This window comes from Parapedobacter sp. GCM10030251, assembly GCF_042666505.1.
Classification (GTDB): domain Bacteria; phylum Bacteroidota; class Bacteroidia; order Sphingobacteriales; family Sphingobacteriaceae; genus Parapedobacter.
In genome coordinates, this window is record NZ_JBHTDN010000014.1 from 61,596 (window position 1) to 80,375 (window position 18,780).

At 49.8% G+C, this 18,780-nt stretch carries 12 protein-coding genes; 5 read left to right on the plus strand and 7 right to left on the minus strand.

Features of this window, described 5'->3' with window-relative positions; all coding sequences use genetic code 11:
- Nucleotides 1-25 precede the first annotated feature (25 nt).
- Nucleotides 26-3,040 carry a SusC/RagA family TonB-linked outer membrane protein gene (locus tag ACFQRK_RS22215; protein ID WP_379010460.1) on the minus strand — a complete coding sequence of 1,005 codons (3,015 nt, stop codon included), beginning with the start codon at nt 3,038-3,040 and terminating at the stop codon, nt 26-28.
- A gap of 172 nt (nt 3,041-3,212) precedes the next feature.
- Between ACFQRK_RS22215 and ACFQRK_RS22220 the strand changes: the two genes are divergently transcribed.
- Nucleotides 3,213-4,235 carry a GntR family transcriptional regulator gene (locus tag ACFQRK_RS22220; protein WP_379010461.1) on the plus strand — a complete coding sequence of 341 codons (1,023 nt, stop codon included), beginning with the start codon at nt 3,213-3,215 and terminating at the stop codon, nt 4,233-4,235.
- Between the two features lie 224 nt (nt 4,236-4,459).
- On the opposite strand, the gene ACFQRK_RS22225 is transcribed toward ACFQRK_RS22220, so the two are convergent.
- Complete coding sequence (locus ACFQRK_RS22225; protein ID WP_379010462.1) at nt 4,460-4,642, minus strand: hypothetical protein; 183 nt, start codon at nt 4,640-4,642, stop codon at nt 4,460-4,462.
- A 339-nt stretch (nt 4,643-4,981) separates the two neighbouring features.
- On the opposite strand from ACFQRK_RS22225, the gene ACFQRK_RS22230 reads away from it, so the two are divergent.
- Together ACFQRK_RS22230 and ACFQRK_RS22235 are read left to right on the plus strand one after the other, a co-directional pair.
- Nucleotides 4,982-5,560 carry a YdeI family protein gene (locus ACFQRK_RS22230; RefSeq protein WP_379010463.1) on the plus strand — a complete coding sequence of 193 codons (579 nt, stop codon included), beginning with the start codon at nt 4,982-4,984 and terminating at the stop codon, nt 5,558-5,560.
- A 25-nt stretch (nt 5,561-5,585) separates the two neighbouring features.
- Nucleotides 5,586-6,026: an SRPBCC domain-containing protein gene (locus ACFQRK_RS22235; protein ID WP_379010464.1), complete on the plus strand. Its 441-nt coding sequence runs from the start codon at nt 5,586-5,588 to the stop codon at nt 6,024-6,026.
- A 175-nt stretch (nt 6,027-6,201) separates the two neighbouring features.
- On the opposite strand, the gene ACFQRK_RS22240 is transcribed toward ACFQRK_RS22235, so the two are convergent.
- The 3 genes from ACFQRK_RS22240 to ACFQRK_RS22250 all read right to left on the minus strand — a co-directional run bounded on the left by ACFQRK_RS22240 (nt 6,202) and on the right by ACFQRK_RS22250 (nt 8,400).
- A complete protein-coding gene (locus ACFQRK_RS22240) occupies nt 6,202-6,717 on the minus strand; it encodes a TlpA family protein disulfide reductase (RefSeq protein WP_379010465.1) in 516 nt (171 codons plus the stop codon).
- A gap of 359 nt (nt 6,718-7,076) precedes the next feature.
- Nucleotides 7,077-7,250, minus strand: coding sequence for a hypothetical protein (locus ACFQRK_RS22245; protein WP_379010466.1), 174 nt, complete (start codon nt 7,248-7,250; stop codon nt 7,077-7,079).
- Nucleotides 7,251-7,710: 460 nt separating this feature from the next.
- A complete protein-coding gene (locus tag ACFQRK_RS22250; protein ID WP_379010467.1) occupies nt 7,711-8,400 on the minus strand; it encodes an HAD family hydrolase in 690 nt (229 codons plus the stop codon).
- 17 nt (nt 8,401-8,417) lie between these two features.
- On the opposite strand from ACFQRK_RS22250, the gene ACFQRK_RS22255 reads away from it, so the two are divergent.
- Nucleotides 8,418-9,047, plus strand: coding sequence for a Crp/Fnr family transcriptional regulator (locus ACFQRK_RS22255; RefSeq protein ID WP_379010469.1), 630 nt, complete (start codon nt 8,418-8,420; stop codon nt 9,045-9,047).
- Between the two features lie 150 nt (nt 9,048-9,197).
- Here ACFQRK_RS22255 and ACFQRK_RS22260 read toward each other — a convergent pair whose 3' ends face one another.
- Both ACFQRK_RS22260 and ACFQRK_RS22265 read right to left on the minus strand, forming a co-directional pair.
- On the minus strand, nt 9,198-10,094 hold the full coding sequence (locus tag ACFQRK_RS22260; RefSeq protein WP_379010470.1) for a PorP/SprF family type IX secretion system membrane protein: 897 nt from the start codon (nt 10,092-10,094) through the stop codon (nt 9,198-9,200).
- A gap of 62 nt (nt 10,095-10,156) precedes the next feature.
- Nucleotides 10,157-17,677: a gliding motility-associated C-terminal domain-containing protein gene (locus tag ACFQRK_RS22265; RefSeq protein WP_379010471.1), complete on the minus strand. Its 7,521-nt coding sequence runs from the start codon at nt 17,675-17,677 to the stop codon at nt 10,157-10,159.
- A 745-nt stretch (nt 17,678-18,422) separates the two neighbouring features.
- On the opposite strand from ACFQRK_RS22265, the gene ACFQRK_RS22270 reads away from it, so the two are divergent.
- The coding region (locus ACFQRK_RS22270; protein ID WP_379010472.1) for a hypothetical protein at nt 18,423-18,780 on the plus strand (358 nt) is incomplete at its 3' end.

The window sequence follows — 18,780 nt, forward strand, 5'->3', positions numbered from 1 at the left end:
TTATTTTAATAACGATCAAACCTAATTAGAAACTCACCTGAATGCCTCCAAGAAACGACTTGGCCTGCGGATAAACCAAGTTATCGATACCAATGGTCGTGTTCGATCCTGCGTACGTGTTTACTTCGGGATCAAATCCGGAGTATTTCGTGAACGTGAAGAGATTATTCGCGCTCACGTATAGCCGGATCCTGCTGATGTTACGTATGCCCGGGAAGGTGTAACCCAAATTGATGTTCCTGATCCGCAGGTACGAACCATCCTCCATCGCATAATCCGATATTGGCAGCCGGCCCGCCACAAACGGACTGACATACTGGTTGCTGGGATTCTCCGGTGTCCACCGGTTTACCATGCCCTGCAACAGGTTCCGTTGCCCCAGCGGATTTTCAAACGACAGCCGACTGATGTTATAGATATCGTTTCCGTACGTTCCGGAAAGTAGCACACTCAAATCAAAATTTTTGTAGTTGAAGTTGGTCGAGAAACCGAAAATGAAATTCGGATTCGGGTCTCCCGTAATCACCTGATCATCGGTATCGATGTCGCCATCACCGTCTATGTCGCGCACCTTGTGGCCGCCCAGGCGTCCGTCATACCCCGGAATAATGGTCTCCCCGGTTTGGTTGATGCCATCAAACACATAGGTCTTAAACACGCCCAGCGGCTCGCCGACCTTTAAAAGGGTGTAATTGGTGATAAACCGTTCGTCGGTTGTGCCGCCGTCCAAATCCAGCACTTTATTCCGGTTTGCGGTAATGTTGGCCGATACGGACCAGCGGAAATCGGAATCAACCAGCACCGCATTGGTTGCCAGTTCGAACCCCCGGTTTTCCAGTGAAGCATAGTTGCCGGTTATTTCCCCGTAACCAGAAGACAACGGCAACGCTTTTACAAACAGAAGGTCTTCCGTCCGCTTATGGTAGTAGTCGGCCACGATGGACCACCTATTGTTGAATAAGCTGATATCAAGCCCCACGTTCATTTGCGTGGATTTCTCCCAGCGCAGGTCCGGGTTGGCAATTCCCGTTGGGGCAATTCCCGTTTCCCACCCATGGTTGAAATTATAACCTCCACTGGCGGCTACCATTGCCAAAGACTGGTATGGCGATATGCCGCCGGCATTACCCGTGGTACCGTAACTCGCCCGTAATTTCAGGTCGGTCAATTGTTCGAAATTTTGGAGAAACGGTTCTTCGATAATGCGCCATGCCGCCGATACCGCCGGGAAGAACCCATATTTGTTGTTGGCACCGAACTTACTTGAGCCGTCAACGCGGGCCGTAATGTCCAAGAAGAATTTATCGCGGAATCCGTAATTCACACGCGCCATATACGAATCCAGTCGCTGTCTTGTCCGTTCGCTGGACACCGTACGGTTCAGCGCCAATTGCAACGCTTCATTCCTGGTGGCATCGTTGGGAAAACCCGTAGCCGATAGCAGATTGCGTTTGTAACTTTCAGACTGGGTAGCAAACAATCCCGTAAATTTCAAGGAGTGGTTATCGGCAATCTGTGTTGAGTAGGTGATCAAGCTCTCATGCAACAGGTTCAGGAAATCGCGGTTATCCTTGGATCCCGAGCCGGAATTTTCATTGATATCCTGCTGGGCAATAATCGACAGCGGGGAATACGTGTCGTACACGCGGTCATCCACGTCGATGTTGAACGACGCGCGATAGGTCAGTCCCGGAATCAGGGTATACTCGCCGTAAAAATTCCCCAATGTTCTTTTGAGCGTCCGCTGTTGCAGAATCTCGGTAAAATTCAACGGATTGACGACCTCCCGGTATCGTCCGCCCCGCTGTTCGGCAAACGGGAAGAGGCTGCCGTCTTCGCGGTATGGCTCCAGAGTGGGCGGCGCACCCAACGCCGCGCCCAATACGCTACCAGTAACCACACCGGCATTTCCCAGATCGGTAGAACCGGCACTGATGCCATTGTTGACCGAATAGCTACCCAATATACTGCTTCCAATCTTTAGCCGTTCATTGATGCGGTGATCCACGTTCAACCGGACGGAGTAACGCTCAAAACCCGAATTGATGATGATGCCCTCCTGGTCAAAATAATTGAAGGAAAGTGCCAGCTGCGTCTTTTCATTGCCCCCGTTTACCGTCAATTGGTGATTTTGCATGGGCGCATTTTGAAAGATCAGGTTCTGCCAGTTGATCCCTTCGCCCATGGCCGCAGGATCCGGATAAAAGTTGTCCTTGAACACCTCATTTTCCAGCTGCGCAAATTCCGCCGCGTTGAGCACGTCGAGGGTTTTGGTAACCTGTTGGACACCATAGTAACTCTCAACGTCTACCTTTGTGCCTCCGGCCTTGCCCCGTTTTGTCGTGATCAGCACAACACCGTTTGCTGCCCGGGCGCCGTAGATTGCCGCTGCCGAAGCGTCCTTAAGTACCTCAACAGATTCGATGTCATTGGGATTGATGGTGGACAAGGGACTGACGTCGTTGATCCCCCCGCCATTGGAAACCTGGATACCGTCGATCACGTATAACGGCTCGGAACTCCCGTTGATCGAGTTCGTTCCGCGGATCCGCATGCTGATGTTGCCTCCGGGCGACCCTGAATTCTGGTTGATCTGTACGCCCGCTACCCGCGCCTGCAGCCCCTGTGCCACGTTGGTCACCGGCATTTGCGTAAGCTCCTCAGACCGGACGGAAGCGATCGAACCCGTGGTCTCGATTTTCCGCTGGGTACCGTACCCCACCACCACCACCTCTTCAAGCCCCGTCGTCTCGTCCTCAAGCGCAACGTCTATTACCGCCCGCCCGCCGATTTCTTGGGTTGAGCCGGCAAAGCCGAGGAGCGAAAACGTGATTCGCTTGGCACCGTCTGTCAACGTGAGCCGATACCGCCCCTCGGCATCGGTCTGCGTTTTCTGACCGTTTTCCGGAATGGCAACGGTCACATTTTGTAAAGGGACCCCATCAGTACGGCTGGTGACCTTCCCGGTTACGGTTTGCTGTGCAGTTGCCGTCGCTGTCCAACAGCAAAAACAAAGAATGATGTAAAAAGCTTTATTCATGGCATATCATAATTGGTTTAACTCATTACTGTTATAAATGGTCTGGTGTGGTCTGGTATTTTACCACAGTGCAAGTATAGTATATTTGGTTTCATATCTCAAATATTTTTTTAAAAGCGCCAATACGCATGGTTTGGTTTGCATTGGTATTTCACTACTTTTGTGATCTACTATGCAGACAACCGCTACTGACAGCTTCGCAGCGTCCGTTAACCAACGCATGAAATACATGCAGTTGGTAGACCATATCAATGGGCTCATCGAGTCTGACAAACTTCATATCGGCGACCGGTTGCCGTCATTGAAGCAGTTTGAAAAGGAGCTGGGGATGAGTAAAGAGACCTTGTTAAAGGGATTGAACCACCTCCTAGAGAAAGGAATTATCGAGTCAGTATACCGGAAAGGGTACTACGTGAAGAAAAAATCGGTAGACCATACCTACCGCGTGTTCCTCCTGCTGGACAAGATGAACATCATGCGGGACCGATTCTACCACACCTTATTCGATCAGTTGAAAGATGTCGCCGATGTAGACGTATACTTCCATCACCACAACCTCAAGGTGTTTGAAAACCTCATCCGCGAGAACCTGAACAGCTATACACACTTTGTCATTGCTACCTTCCTGAAGGAAGATCCCGCTGCGGTGCTGAACCTCATTCCGCCGCAAAAACGGATCATAATTGATTACAACCAACCGCATCTGCAAGGTGAATACTCCTGCATATTTCAGGACTTTGAGCACGACATTTACGACGGGCTGAACCAACTCCGGAAGCAATTGGCCAATTACAAAAAGCTTATTCTTATTGCGCCTACCGCGGCCACCCACGCGCACCACGTATTGGACGGTTTCCAGCGATTTTGCACCGAGCACCAATTCTGTTACGCCATTGAGCACGAAGTTGAAGCCCGCAGCTTCAGGAAAGGCAATGCCTACATCACCTTCAGCCGGTACGATACCGACGATGTGGCGCTCATCAAACTGGCCCGCAGCAAGGGATACCAGCTGGGCAAAGACATCGGACTCATCTCATACAACGATACGGCTGTCAAGGAGGTTCTTGAAGACGGCATTACGGTTATTTCCACCGATTTCGAGGCGATGGGCAAGGCCGTTAGCCGGGCTATTATCAACAGGGAAACCATCGTAGCCCGCAATCCTACCCAGGTTATCGTGCGGCGCTCGCTGTAATCCATCAACGCATGCGCAACGCGCCGCCCGGATTGCACCCCTGGCCTGGACAAAATCACATTTGATGCCGGTTTTGAGCCGATCCCGGTTTCGGTTGAACGTCGCAACTTCAATTAAAAAAGAAAACCCGTTATCTTATGCAAGATAACGGGTACGCCCCAATGGGGTTAGGGGCTATCAACCTAAACCTAATGCATAAACGAAAAAAAGGCGGGTTTGTTTTGCTACTTCTTTTTCTTTTTGCGGCCATCGAAAAATTCACGCGCGCGCTTTAGGCCGGTAGCTATGGCGACACCTTCTTCCACGCCTTCTTCGAGGAGCGCATTGGCAATCTCGACTGCTTTCTCCCGCAGTTCAACCGGCTGATTCTTATAGGAAGGCGGATAATCCCCGTGATACCAAGGCATAAAATCTATTTTTACCGTTTAATTGGCTAACAACAGTACGCAGGAATTGTTGCCACCACTGCCGTACTTATTCAAAGGATTTCTTTAATGACTGAACAGAAAATGTATTATTGGGCATGCATACCCGCACGGCAATATCCGTTGCTGACGAACAGGCAGCACATTCTGGGCCCCTATTGCCGGTCAGAGTGACGGTGGGTATGAGATTGGAGAAACAAAAACAGAACCTATTCTATTATTAAACTTTAGTGCTAATTTTGGACTGACGGTTTTCAAATGCCGCCATAACGCCAAGCTACCGGACGTTAGCGACGGGCAATAGAACGAAAAAACCCGTATATGACTAAACTAAATACCATTCCAATAATGGAATTCAAGACAGCTGAAACATTTGAAACTTGGCTCGCAAAGAATCACGATAATTCAAATGGGCTTTGGATCAAAATATTCAAGAAGCATTCCGGGGAAGAGACCATCACCTATACAGAAGCACTTGATATAGCGCTTTGTTACGGGTGGATTGATGGCCAAAAACAAGCATTTGACAAACAAGCCTGGCTACAAAAGTTTTGCCCCCGGAGAGCAAAAAGTATCTGGTCCAAAATAAATATTGGACATATCGAAAGATTAAGTAATGAAGGAAGAATGAAGCCAGCAGGTTTAAAAGCTGTCGAAAGAGCCAAGGCAGACGGTACTTGGGAAAGGGCATACGATCCTCCAAGCAAAACGACGATCCCTGAAGACTTCCTAAAAGAACTTAGCAAAAACGAAAAAGCAGAAGCATTTTTTAGGGGTCTCAATAAGACCAATCTTTTTTCCATTGGCTTTCGCCTCACGACTGCAAAAAAACAGGAGACAAGAGAAAAGCGTATGAAAGAAATTATTGAAATGCTGGAAAAAGGTGAGAAATTTTATTGATATAGAAAGTCCAAAAAAAATAATTTTGAACGAGACATTCACAACCACCATTGCAATACATGCGGATCCGGGTAAGGTATGGACTACCCTGACAGATTTTGAACTAATGAGCCAATGGATGGGTGAACCTGAAACGAATGTACAAGTCTCAACGGATTTGGAAATTGGATCGCCGATTTATATCCGTGGATTTCACCATATAAGTTTTGAAAACAAAGGACTCGTTCTTGCCTATGATACAGAAAAGAGGTTAAGCTACACACACTTAAGTTCATTGTCCCGGCTGGCGGACAGACCGGAAAATTACTCCACCATTGAGTTTATTTTGGCACCCGTTGATAGAGTTACCCGACTGACGTTGAACATTACCAATTTTCCGACAGACACCATCAGGAAGCACCTGGAATTTTATTGGAATACTACGATCTCAATTATTAAAGAAAACGCGGAAGGAAAAAGCTTGTAAAGGCCGAAAACTAAATGCCGAAACAGAGAAAATCGGGTTTTAGCCGTGTTACGGGGGGAGACCGTCGATGGCGTCACAGCTAGGCTGGACATCCAGCACCTCGCCCGGGCAGCTAACATCGCATTAGTCGCTAAGACGAAACAAAACTTACCGATAAAACCCATCAAGGCCGCTTTTATTCGTTCGACAACTCTTCAATTTGCTTTATGAATTTGCTTGATGCGTAATTGGCAAATCCTTTGTGATGAAAGCTTATTTCCCCGTTTTTATTCAGTACAATGGTAGTAGGCAATGTACCGGCGTAAATTTCGCTCGGGACCCTGCCATTTGACCGATACATAGAAATTGAAAATTTCTCTTTATGCAGATATGCCTTTCCAGCAACAGGGTTGCTATCCTCGTTGATGGTTAGAAAGAATACATCGGGATTATCTTTGAATTGAGTATAGAGTTTTTCAATAGACGGAAACTCGGCCCTGCAAGGTGGGCACCACGATGCCCAAAAATTGATAAATACAATTTTGCCTCTTAGTGATGACGTATTCTGAACGTTGCCTTTTTCGTCCACAAAGTTAAAATCTACCGCCTTGCTCACTGCATCCGAATCCTTTTTATCTATGCTGGCATTGAAAAGCCCTGTTGCCATTAATTGCCGCAACACGAATGATTTTGCATCGGGATTAACGAACATTATCCCAATAAAAATTATTACTAGTATGGTAAAGCCGTTTTTCCCAATGTATTGCAAAAATTTATTTGCAGGCGGCTTTTCGTTTGCAACTTCCTTGTTATTCGACATAATTCCTTTTTTATTACCTCACGCTCCCCCAAAAATTGGCTGCTTGCCCTTACCTGCTTGATAAATTCCCCAGGCACACGTACGGATAGGATAAGCCGCCCGTTGGCCACAGAGGCATCTCCCCTGCTTCATACAACCGATACGCGGGCACCCAAGCCCAATATCTCCGACATTTTAGCGGCAGATACACCGTGCTGCTCGTGGATTTGCCGGATTTCCTCCGGAAATGGGATACCGTATTTCTCACGGTACTAGTTGGTGGCTTGCATTGTATTGAGCGTGTTCAGCCGGTCGTCGGTAAACGGTTCGCCGCTATGCTCACACAGATAATAATGGTACACAATATTGAACGTTTCTTTACGGAACGCGAGGGTGTCCGCTTCGCGGACTAATTTCATTGATTTTCCTGTGATTGGGCTATTCATGTTTTCTCCTTTTTGACAGGATAGTTAACGGGATGCGCTGCCGTATAACCGATCGACCAGCGGGCCTTCGCTATAATCCGCCGCCGTGAAAGATTTGGACACAAAAATACAACGAATAAGTTGAGGTTAGGAGACCGAAGGTATAAAACATGGCAAGAACTATCAAAATATTGTATAAAAGCGCGGTTATCGGCGACTCGTAAACGTTCGACAGCAAAACGCCACCCGAAGGTTCCTTACCCGCCCAAAGGATAAGTATGGCAAGTCGGATTGAATTAAGGGGCATTGGACGCATTTTGTGGTGTTCCTTTGGAAGCGAGGATCAGAAGTGACACCGAGTGATAACATCACGCCGGGATAACAGAAGGAAAAACCGAGGCAATAGGGCGAAGTTAACGGGTTTGCAGTCGTTAACTAAGCGACTAAAACGTCTCAAAAACGGTTCTTCAGTATCCTTATTCTATAAATAATTTAGAATGCCGTCGATGCTTTTTAGTTGTACCAAATTATTGTGTTTCAGGTCATATTCGTGTTGTTCGTGTGTCCACGTTACGTGGTACGGAATGTGTCCGCCATATCCTCCCAATTCCAAAACCGGCAGTATATCCGACTTAATAGAATTGCCTAACATTAAAAAATTTTCAGGTTTGCAATCCAAATGTTTCAACAGCTTTTGATAATCATTTACTTTCTTGTCGCTCATTATTGCGATATGATGAAAATAGCTTTCCAATCCCGATTTTATCAGTTTCCGCTCTTGGTCTAACAAATCTCCTTTGGTGGCTACTATCAGCCTGTATTTGCCTTTCAACCGTTCTAAAGTTTCGGATACGCCTTGTAATAGTTCGATTGGTTTTTGCAAAAGTTCCTGCCCAATGGCTATGATTTCGTCAATCAGTTCCAACGAAACGGTACGATTTGAAATTTTGTTTGCGGTTTCAATCATACACAATACAAAGCCCTTCACACCGTAGCCGTACAGGTGCAGGTTTTTCATCTCGGTTTTAAACAGTTCCTGCGATACCGAATGTTGGGGCAGATAATTTTCAAGTAATGTACAGAATTGTTTCTCCGCTTGCTGAAAATAAGGCTCGTTTACCCACAAAGTATCGTCTGCGTCTAGTGCTATTGTTTTTACACTGTTTTTCATTTCTTTACTTTTGCATTTTGGAAAAGACAAAATTCAAGAAAAGGAAAAACCAACAAAAGGACATTTGTCCCGATTTATGTATGTTACGAACTAACCAATCATTTTTAGATTATGTGCAAGAGCTTTATGAACAACAGGAACGTAGGGAGAACATTATAGTAAAGCAATACGCCAAAGGGCAAAAGTTATTTTTTCAAAATGAAAAAGCAATAAAAGTAATGCTTATAAAAGCGGGGATTACGAAATGTTTTTTTACGGAAGATAACGACAAGGCATATATACTCGAATTTTTAGGCAAAGGCGAAATCGTAGGCGAAATTGAGGTTATCCGAAAAATCGCCTGCCTGTGTAATATCGAAGCGATGACAGATGTAACGGTCTATGCCATTGCTCCCGACTACTTTTCGGAACTTATAAAAAGTGACCTTAAACTGAACAACTTGCTGTTAAATGTTTTTGCCGAACGTATCATCAATACGGCAAGTCGAGCTTCTTATCAACAGCTGTATACCATTGAGCATAGTTTGCGAAAACTTTTGGAACTACAATCCAAACAGGAAATAACTATTTCAAAAGAAGATATGGCTTCTTATCTTGGTGTTACCGTAAGAAGTCTGAACAGGGCATTTAAAAGCTTGTCGGAATAAATTTGAATACATAAAAGCAGTCCATTACATAAAGCAATGGACTGTACTTTCGCATTTAGGTATACATTATTAATGAAAACATCGTAAGGAAGCGTTCTCTATCGGAAATAAATCGCCCGCTTTCCGACCTAGCATACGTTTACGCATCATTTAAAGCAACGCCGCTACATTGTCGAACCGGTAGCTGAGGCCGATTTCATGGGTCGTGTTGCCAATACGCCGGTTCAGCGGTTCGTTGCCCGGGTTGAACTGGTAGCTGTAGCCCAGCCCGAAACCGCCGAAGAGGAACTGCGCCATGCCTGCGAACTCACCGTAGCTCCGCAAGTTCGCACCGATCCCGAATGTCCGCTTGATAAACACCAGCGCCGAAGCTTCGGCTTGCGGCCGGAGGCTCTCCGCATACGTCACTAGCACCGACGGACGGAACTGGAAGTCCGGCCCCATATTAAACAGCGCCCCAGTCGTGAGGTGATACAGGTTGCGGAAGTTATATCTACTGTCGCTGTCCACACCAAGGCTTCCCAGCATCAGCCGCGGTAGCGAAAGCCCCACGTAATAACGCTCTGGGCGGTAAAGCATCACCCCGAAGCCCATCAGCGCGTCCGTCTCCCGAACGTCCTCCCGGAAAGCTGGATCTATCGGGTCCAGTTGCGAGAAACGCCCGTCCAGGTAGCTCAGCCCCGCATTCAGCGATAGCCCTATGTACTCTGTCTCCGAAATCTGCACGCTCTTGGCAAAGAAAGCCGAAGCCTCCGTCAGCTTTTCCACCGCCAGGCTCTCATGGCGGATATTCAGCCCCGCCGTTGCGCCGAAGCCTTCAAAGTCCAGGTGGCCGCTGCCCCAGAACACTGTGGGGGCTCCGTCCATTCCCACCCACTGCCGCCGGCCGATCACCGACACCTCACCGCTCTGGCTCATCAAACTCGCCGCCGGGTTGATCACCGTCCGCAGCTGCCCATGCTGCGTATGGGTCAATGGCTGCTGGGCGTACGCTACGGTCCATGTGCCAATTAACACCCAAGCTAAATATATCGCTATCCGTCTCATATTCTAATACTATCTAATATCTATTGTCTATTGTTTCACATCTCATATCTCACGTCTCCCTCCTAATACCGCAGCACAAAATAACCCTTTCGGTATTCTGTACCACTGTTCGTGCCGATTTCCACGATGTAGAAGTACGTCCCCGCGGGAAGCAACTGCTGCCCGGTACCGATGCCCCGGAATGCCACCCGGTCGTTGTCGTAGCCTGACGCCTCCCACACCACCGTGCCGTTGCGGTTGAATATGCTCACCCGGTTGCTTCGGTAATCGCGGATGCCTTCGATCATCAAAAACTCGTTGATGCCGTCGCCGTTCGGCGATACCGCCTGATGCACCCGCACGGGGAAGTCCGAAGCCGGGTCGACCACGCGTACGGTCACCGTTACCGGTTCGGCTGGTTCGTGGTTCGCATCGCCCGCCTGCGTGGCCGTGATCCGAACCGTACCCAGCCGGTGAATGTGTAACGCGTTGCCTTCCAGCGTGGCCACTTGGGTGTCATCAACTTCCAGCGTGATCGGAAGGCCGCTACTGGCTGAAACATCCAGCTCAATGCTTTCCGCATCGCGGGTAACTTCCGCCGGTGCGTTGAAGACGATGGCCTGATTGGCTTTCGTGATAGTCAGCGTACCTCCGCTATACGCAAAGGCGTAGTTATTCGATTCCCCGCCGCCTAGCACGATCGCATAGCTGCCCGGTGCGCTCGTTTCCATTGCCGCCGTCGTGGCCGCCGGTTGAACCGCGAGTACGGAGGCATCCTCACCGTCCACGAAGCCGCTGTACGATAGTCCGAATGCCGGATTGGGTTGGCCATAGACACGTGCGGCATCCGCGACGCTCACACGGAGCGGTGCCTTGGCGATACGCAGCGTCCTTGATACCGGATTTGCCGGTCCGTATTTCAGGTCGCCTGCCTGGGTAGCCGTTATCACCACCGCACCCGCACCGCGGATATACAGCTCGTTGTCATTGCCTATTGAAGCGATGTCCGTTTTGTTTCCTTCCACATCTGTTACTGTATAGCTTACCGGCAACCCGCTCGTGGCTGTGGCAGAAAGCTTAACCGGCCCGTCGCCGTAAGTTTTGTTTGTCAACGCATCAAAGTCAATATCCTGTGGCTTGTTGTCCACCAACAGCAGCCCCACCGACACCGAGCGCTCGCCGCCACCGGCCACAATGCCGTTCGCCTGCAAGGTGTGACGGCCGGCTCCCAAGTGAACCGGCACCGGCAAGGTACCTGTAAATGTGCCATCCGATTGCACCGTTATATGACCAACCAGCTCAGGAACTGAAAACAGGTAAATCGTCACCACCGTTCCCGGCTCAAAACCCTCACCGCTCACAGACACGCCCGCTCCCATGCCGCGCACCAACCGGATCACCGCGTCGACCGCTGAAATCGGAATCCGTTCGCCGTCTATGCCAAATGAAGCCAACATCATGACATAGCCGTCACCGCGCAGCCGCAGATACTTTTCATCCACCACTTCGAGTGTTATGGCCTCCACTTTGCCGTCTGTAATTACCACTGTTTCTCCCGGCGCAGGCTCGGGGAGGTTTCCTTCACCGTCCGGCACTGGCTCCGTCGGGATGATGTCTCCCAGCGGTTTGCTGAATGCACCCGCACCAAACTCATTTACCGCAGCAATGCGGAACCGGTAGGAACGGTTGTTCTCCAATCCGATCACTACAGCCCGGGTGCCGGTAAGGGGTGGATGCTCGGCTGTAATCCAGGTTAGACCGCCGTCGCCCGAATACTGGACTACGTAATCCGTCACCGGAAGCAGCTCGTTCCCCGGCGCCTGCCAGCTCAGCGTAACCTGCTTGTTGCCCGGCGTGGCCTGAAGGCCCGTAGGCGCCCCCGGTAGATCCGCGACGGTGAAATGGATGATGGTTGTATTTCCGGCCTTGTCCGTCACGATCAGTTCGTATGTTCCTTTCACTGTGATCGGTGTACCCGAATCATAGGGCTTACCGTTGAGTAACGCACTGCCTTCGTTAAAAGTAGGTGTGGCAGTGTTCTCGTAATTTGAACCGTTTGCTACACCGTCAACCTGCGGTGCGGTTTTATCAACCGTGAAATTTACCGTGGTTGAATTGCCCGAGGCATCGGTAACCACCAATTCATATTCTCCTTCGTCGGTGATCGGCGTGCCGCCCACATAGGGCTGGCCGTTCAGCGTCGCCGTACCCTCATCGAAGGTCACCGTCACGTCCTCGTCGTAGTATCCGCCATCCTCAACGCCTGTTACCACCGATACGGTTTTATCAACCGTGAAGCTTACCGTGGTTGAATTGCCCGAGGCATCCGTGACCACTAAGGTGTATTCTCCTTCTTCGGCGATCGGTGTTCCTGAAGTGAACGGCTCACCGTTCAATGAGGCCGTGCCTTCGTTAAATGCAGGGGTTACGTCCTCGTTATAAAATCCGCCATCCTCAACGCCCGTTACCACCGGTGTGGTTTTATCAACGGTGAAGCTTACGGTGGTTGAATTGCCCGAAGCGTCGGTGACCACCAATTCATATTCTCCTTCTTCGGTGATTTCCATGCCTGAAGTGAACGGCTCACCGTTCAAGGTGGCCGTGCCTTCGTTAAATGCTGGGGTTACGTCTTCGTTATAGTATCCGCCGTCTTCCACGCCAGTTACCACCGGTACGGTTTTATCAACCGTGAAGCTTACCGTGGTTGAATTGCCCGAGGCGTCGGTGACCACCAAGGTGTATTCACCCTCGTTAGTAATCGGTGTTCCTGAAGTGAACGGCTCACCGTTCAAGGTGGCCGTGCCTTCGTTAAATGCTGGGGTTACGTCTTCGTTGTAGTACCCGCCGTCTTCCACGCCAGTTACCACCGGTACGGTTTTATCAACCGTGAAGCTTACTGTGGTTGAATTGCCCGAAGCGTCGGTAACTACCAATGTATATTCTTCTTCTTCCGTGATCGCTATGCCTGAAGTAAACGGCTCACCGTTCAAGGTGGCTGTGCCCTCATCGAAGGTCACCGTTACATCCTCGTTGTAGAATCCGCCGTCTTCAACGCCAGTAACCACCGGCGCTGTTTTATCAACCGTGAAGCTTACCGTGGTTGAATTGCCCGAGGCATCCGTGACCACTAAGGTGTATTCTCCTTCTTCGGCGATCGGTGTTCCTGAAGTGAACGGCTCGCCTTTCAATGTGGCCGTGCCTTCGTTAAATGCGGGGGTCACGTCTTCGTTATAGTATCCGCCGTCTTCCACGCCAGTAACCACCGGTGCGGTCTTGTCAACCGTGAAGCTTACAGTGGTCTCGTTGCCCGAAGCATCCGTAACCACCAAGGTGTATTCACCCTCTTCGGTGATCTCCGTGCCCGATGTAAACGGTTCACCGTTCAGGGTGGCGGCGCCTTCGTTAAATGCCGGGGTCACGTCCTCGTTGTAGTATCCGCCGTCCTCAACGACCGTTACCACCGGCGCGGTCTTGTCAACCGTGAAGCTTACAGTGGTCTCGTTGCCCGAGGCGTCGGTGACTACCAAGGTGTATTCACCCTCTTCGGTGATCTCCGTACCTGAAGTGAACGGCTCACCGTTCAATGTGGCCGTGCCTTCGTTAAATGCTGGGGTTACGTCTTCGTTGTAGTACCCGCCGTCTTCCACGCCAGTTACCACCGGTACGGTTTTATCAACCGTAAAGTTTACCGTGGTTTCATTGCCCGAAGCGTCGGTAACCACCAATTCATATTCTCCTTCGTCGGTGATCGGCGTACCGGCTACATAGGGCTGGCCGTTCAGCGTCGCCGTACCCTCATCGAATGTCACCGTTACATCTTCGTTGTAGTATCCGCCATCCTCAACGCCTGTTACCACCGGTACGGTCTTGTCAACCGTAAAGCTTACCGTGGTTGAATTGCCCGAAGCATCGGTAACTACCAATGTATATTCTCCTTCTTCGGCGATCTCCGTGCCGGAAGTAAACGGTTCACCGTTCAGGGTGGCCGTGCCTTCGTTAAATGCCGGGGTCACGTCTTCGTTATAGTACCCGCCGTCTTCCACGCCAGTAACCACCGGCGCTGTTTTATCAACCGTAAAGCTTACCGTGGTTGAATTGCCCGAGGCGTCGGTGACCACCAAGGTGTATTCACCCTCGTCAGTAATCGGTGTTCCCGAAGTGAACGGCTCACCGTTCAAGGTGGCCGTGCCTTCGTTAAATGCCGGGGTCACGTCTTCGTTATAGTACCCGCCGTCTTCCACGCCAGTAACCACCGGCGCTGTTTTATCAACCGTAAAGCTTACAGTGGTTTCATTGCCCGAGGCGTCGGTGACCACCAAGGTGTATTCACCCTCTTCGGTGATCTCCGTGCCCGATGTAAACGGTTCACCGTTCAGGGTGGCGGCGCCTTCGTTAAATGCCGGGGTCACGTCCTCGTTGTAGTATCCGCCGTCCTCAACGCCCGTTACCACCGGCGCGGTCTTGTCAACCGTGAAGCTTACAGTGGTTGAATTGCCCGAGGCGTCGGTGACCACCAAGGTGTATTCACCCTCTTCGGTGATCTCCGTGCCTGAAGTGAACGGCTCACCGTTCAATGTGGCCGTGCCTTCGTTAAATGCCGGGGTCACGTCTTCGTTGTAGTACCCGCCGTCTTCCACGCCAGTAACCACCGGTGCGGTCTTGTCAACCGTAAAGCTTACAGTGGTTTCATTGCCCGAGGCGTCGGTAACTACCAATGTATATTCTCCTTCTTCCGTGATCGCTGTGCCCGATGTAAACGGTTCACCATTCAGCGTCGCAGTGCCTTCGTTAAATGCGGGAGTCACGTCTTCGTTATAGTATCCGCCGTCTTCCACGCCAGTAACCACCGGTGCGGTCTTGTCAACCGTAAAACTTACCGCGGTCGAATTGCCCGAGGCATCCGTAACCACCAAGGTGTATTCTCCTTCTTCCGTGATCGCTGTGCCCGATGTAAACGGTTCACCGTTCAAGGTGGCCGTGCCTTCGTTAAATGCCGGGGTCACGTCTTCGTTGTAATATCCGCCGTCCTCAACGCCAGTAACCACCGGCGCTGTTTTATCAACCGTGAAGCTTACCGCGGTCGAATTGCCCGAGGCATCCGTAACCACCAAGGTGTATTCTCCTTCTTCGGCGATCTCCGTGCCGGAAGTAAACGGCTCACCGTTCAGGGTGGCTGTGCCTTCGTTAAATGCCGGGGTCACGTCTTCGTTATAAAATCCGCCGTCTTCAACCCCAGTAACCACCGGCGCTGTTTTATCAACCGTAAAGTTTACCGTGGTTTCATTGCCCGAAGCGTCGGTAACCACCAAGGTATATTCACCCTCGTCAGTAGTCGGTGTTCCTGAAGTGAACGGCTCACCGTTCAAGGTGGCTGTGCCTTCGTTAAATGCGGGGGTTAGATCCTCGTTATAGTATCCGCCGTCCTCAACGCCCGTTACCACCGGCGCTGTTTTATCAACCGTAAAGTTTACCGTGGTTTCATTGCCCGAGGCGTCGGTAACCACCAAGGTGTATTCACCCTCGTCAGTAATCGGTGTTCCCGAAGTGAACGGCTCACCGTTCAAGGTGGCTGTGCCTTCGTTAAATGCCGGGGTCACGTCCTCGTTGTAGTATCCGCCGTCTTCAACGCCAGTAACCACCGGTACGGTTTTATCAACCGTGAAGCTTACCGCGGTTGAATTGCCCGAGGCGTCGGTGACCACCAATTCATATTCTCCTTCGTCGGTGATCGGCGTACCGGCTACATAGGGCTGGCCGTTCAGCGTCGCAGTGCCTTCGTTAAATGCCGGGGTCACGTCCTCGTTGTAGTACCCGTCGTCTTCAACGCCAGTAACCACCGGTACGGTCGTGTCAATGGTGACCGATAACCCATTGGAAGCTTCTCCAAGTATTCCATCGGCACTCTCGGCACGCACCGTCAGCGTATAACTTCCCTCTTCTAATGTTATCGAAGTAATCGTCCAATTGCCCGATTCATCTGCCAAAACCGATCCTATTTCGATTCCGTCGGCATACAGTCTGACAGTCGCGTTCGCCACAGCACCACTGCCGGTAACCGTCAATATGGTTTCATTCGTTATGTTATCTGAATCGGATATACCGGTATCGCTCGCCGCGTCCAAGTTCGGTTCAGAAGGAGCCGCTGGCGGAGCATTCGTGGTAAAGCTGACTTCACTTCCGTACGCCGTCCCCTCACTGTTTACGGCATAAGCACGGACATAATAAGTAGTCGAAGCCGTAAGGCCGCTTACCGCAACCGTAAATGTACCCGTGCTTGCGGTAGCCGCAGCGGCTTGTACACCCGATCCCGGAGCAAACCCCTCGGTAGTACTGTATTCCACGCCTCTCGCTGTGATTTCAGCATCCCCGTCGGCGGTTACGTTTCCTCCCAGCGTCGCTGAGATAGTTCCTATGGTAGTCGCAGCCGTTGTCGTTACGGTTGGTATCGAAACGGTCGGTGTTAGCTCAAATCTTGCCACCAAATCCTTGCTCACATCCATTGTCACGGTTAGTGGGTTATCTGTGCTGACGATATCCCCAAACCATCCGATGAATGAAGAACCCGCATCGGGGGTAGCGGTCAACGTGACCATGGTATTGGGTTCAAAGAAACTTTCAAACGCATTGGTTTCCGAGTTAATACCGGCTGGGTCGCTTGTCACCGTTCCATTTGCGGATTGTTCTTTATCTACCCCTACATTTAGTATAATCGGCTCCCGGCCATTGACGACGGGAATACGAAAGTCCATGGTGTTTCCGTAATCATATTCTCCGCACACATTCGGAGCGCCATTGTATTGCATAATCAGCCGGGCATAGAGATTGCCGTTATAAGCGTCCGCTGGAACGGCAATTTCGCCCGAGTAGGTATGCGTGCCATTGAATGTTTGAACCTGATCGAAAACCAGCTCCCCGGATGTACTGCCGGGCACTCCGTCCCGGTCAAAGTCAATCCAGATTTTGACATATTCCTGGTAACTATTGTTTGTTTTTACGGTAATGCTTACCGGAATTGTCGTACCCGCGGTTACGCTCGGTATCGATTCCGTTGTATAATCGTAATAACCAGGCCCTGTAAAATCCGTGTTTCCTGCGAAGGTCGCACCATTTAATGTTACTGATGATACATATTCACAGCAAAATTCCGTCGGATATGATTGGCACAACGGACTCGAACTAATGCTTAACGTCGTTACGCCCGACAACGTCTCACAATCAGCCGAACTGACTACACAGCGGTATTGATTTCCCGCTAAAATCTGGTTGATGCCATTCAGTGAAAGCTTGCTGGTGTTTACCCCGCTATAACTACCGCCATCACTTAAGTCGGTAAAGGTATGTCCGTTATCTGTGCTGACCTGCCACTGGTAATTTAGTTCAGTTCCTGAGGCGTTGACAAAAATATTGGAATTGGAATTGGCCGCTACGGTCAGCGTGGTGTTAATCACCTCCACCGCAGGTGGCGTGCAGTTACGGGTGCCGTTGAGTAACACCAGCGCGGTAGCTTCGGTAAACGGAGTCAACATAAAAAATGCAAACAGGCCAGTAATCACGTAATATTTTAGTGATTCAAGGCCGGTTGAGCGGCAAATAAAACTAAACATAGGTAGTAAAGCTTGGAATAATTAATGTGAACGGATTATGGTCGATGGCAATAGCAACCTTTCAATAAGCTGACTAATTTGTCCTAATACCTGTCTGAAGTATTGGTGCAATTGTAAATAAAACATGAATGGTAGATGTAAAAATTTCGCTTATAGTAATTAATTTGTATTTCGTATATCGTTTTTAACAAACGGCGGCAAATATAGCAATCGGAGTACCATACTTACCTAACCAAATGGTGAAGTTTTTCAAGCTGTATCCCAAACCACCCCCCGAGGTTGACTGTGCCATGCTCGCAAACTGGCCGTAGCTCTGCAGGTTCGCACCGATCCCTAACGTTGGCTTGATGAACACCGCCGAGTGGCAGAACAATACGCAAGATATATGCGCGCGCATAAGTGGTAAATGTAAAATCCATAGACAGTAGATGTCGTGTTAATTATTCGTATCGGTAGCTCTATTAAGCCATCACCTTTACCGGTTTCCAACTCCTTAAATCACAACAATCTTCCCCTGGGATTCGGTTTAAGTGACTTTCTGGCTGCAATGATAGTAATTTTCTTTCTTCAAATTCGAAAATTTTCTAAAAAAAGCAACACATCATGGACGCCGATAAAACCCAGCTCTCTCCGCAGCGTTCCGAACGATTTTATCTCCCCTTGCGGAGATTTCTGCTTTTTTAACTTAAATTTGTTATTCCGTACGCATGTCCTAGATGGTGTCCGCTTATAAATCGTTAACAAGATGCCTAAAGAAACAGTTCAAGAAAAAGAGATTGCGCCCATTTCCTCTTTTGAGGAATTTGGCGTAAGGCTGGCCAGCATGGCACCGGCGCTCGATGAAGAGACGGATCCGGTTGCTTACTTCGCACCGCAGATCGCTCAGATGGAGAAATTTGCGTTGGGTCCTTTCCAATGGTGTATTGTCGATTTTGCAAACCAGGAATTGTTTGAAATCGGCGGCATGATTGAAGAGTTTACCGGAAAGCCCTATACCTATTGGGTAGGCCAACCCGCCGACAAATACGTGGTAGAGCTCGCTAGGCCCGAACATATCCCGTATTGGATGGGGTATATCCAGTTTGTTTACGAATACATCCTTC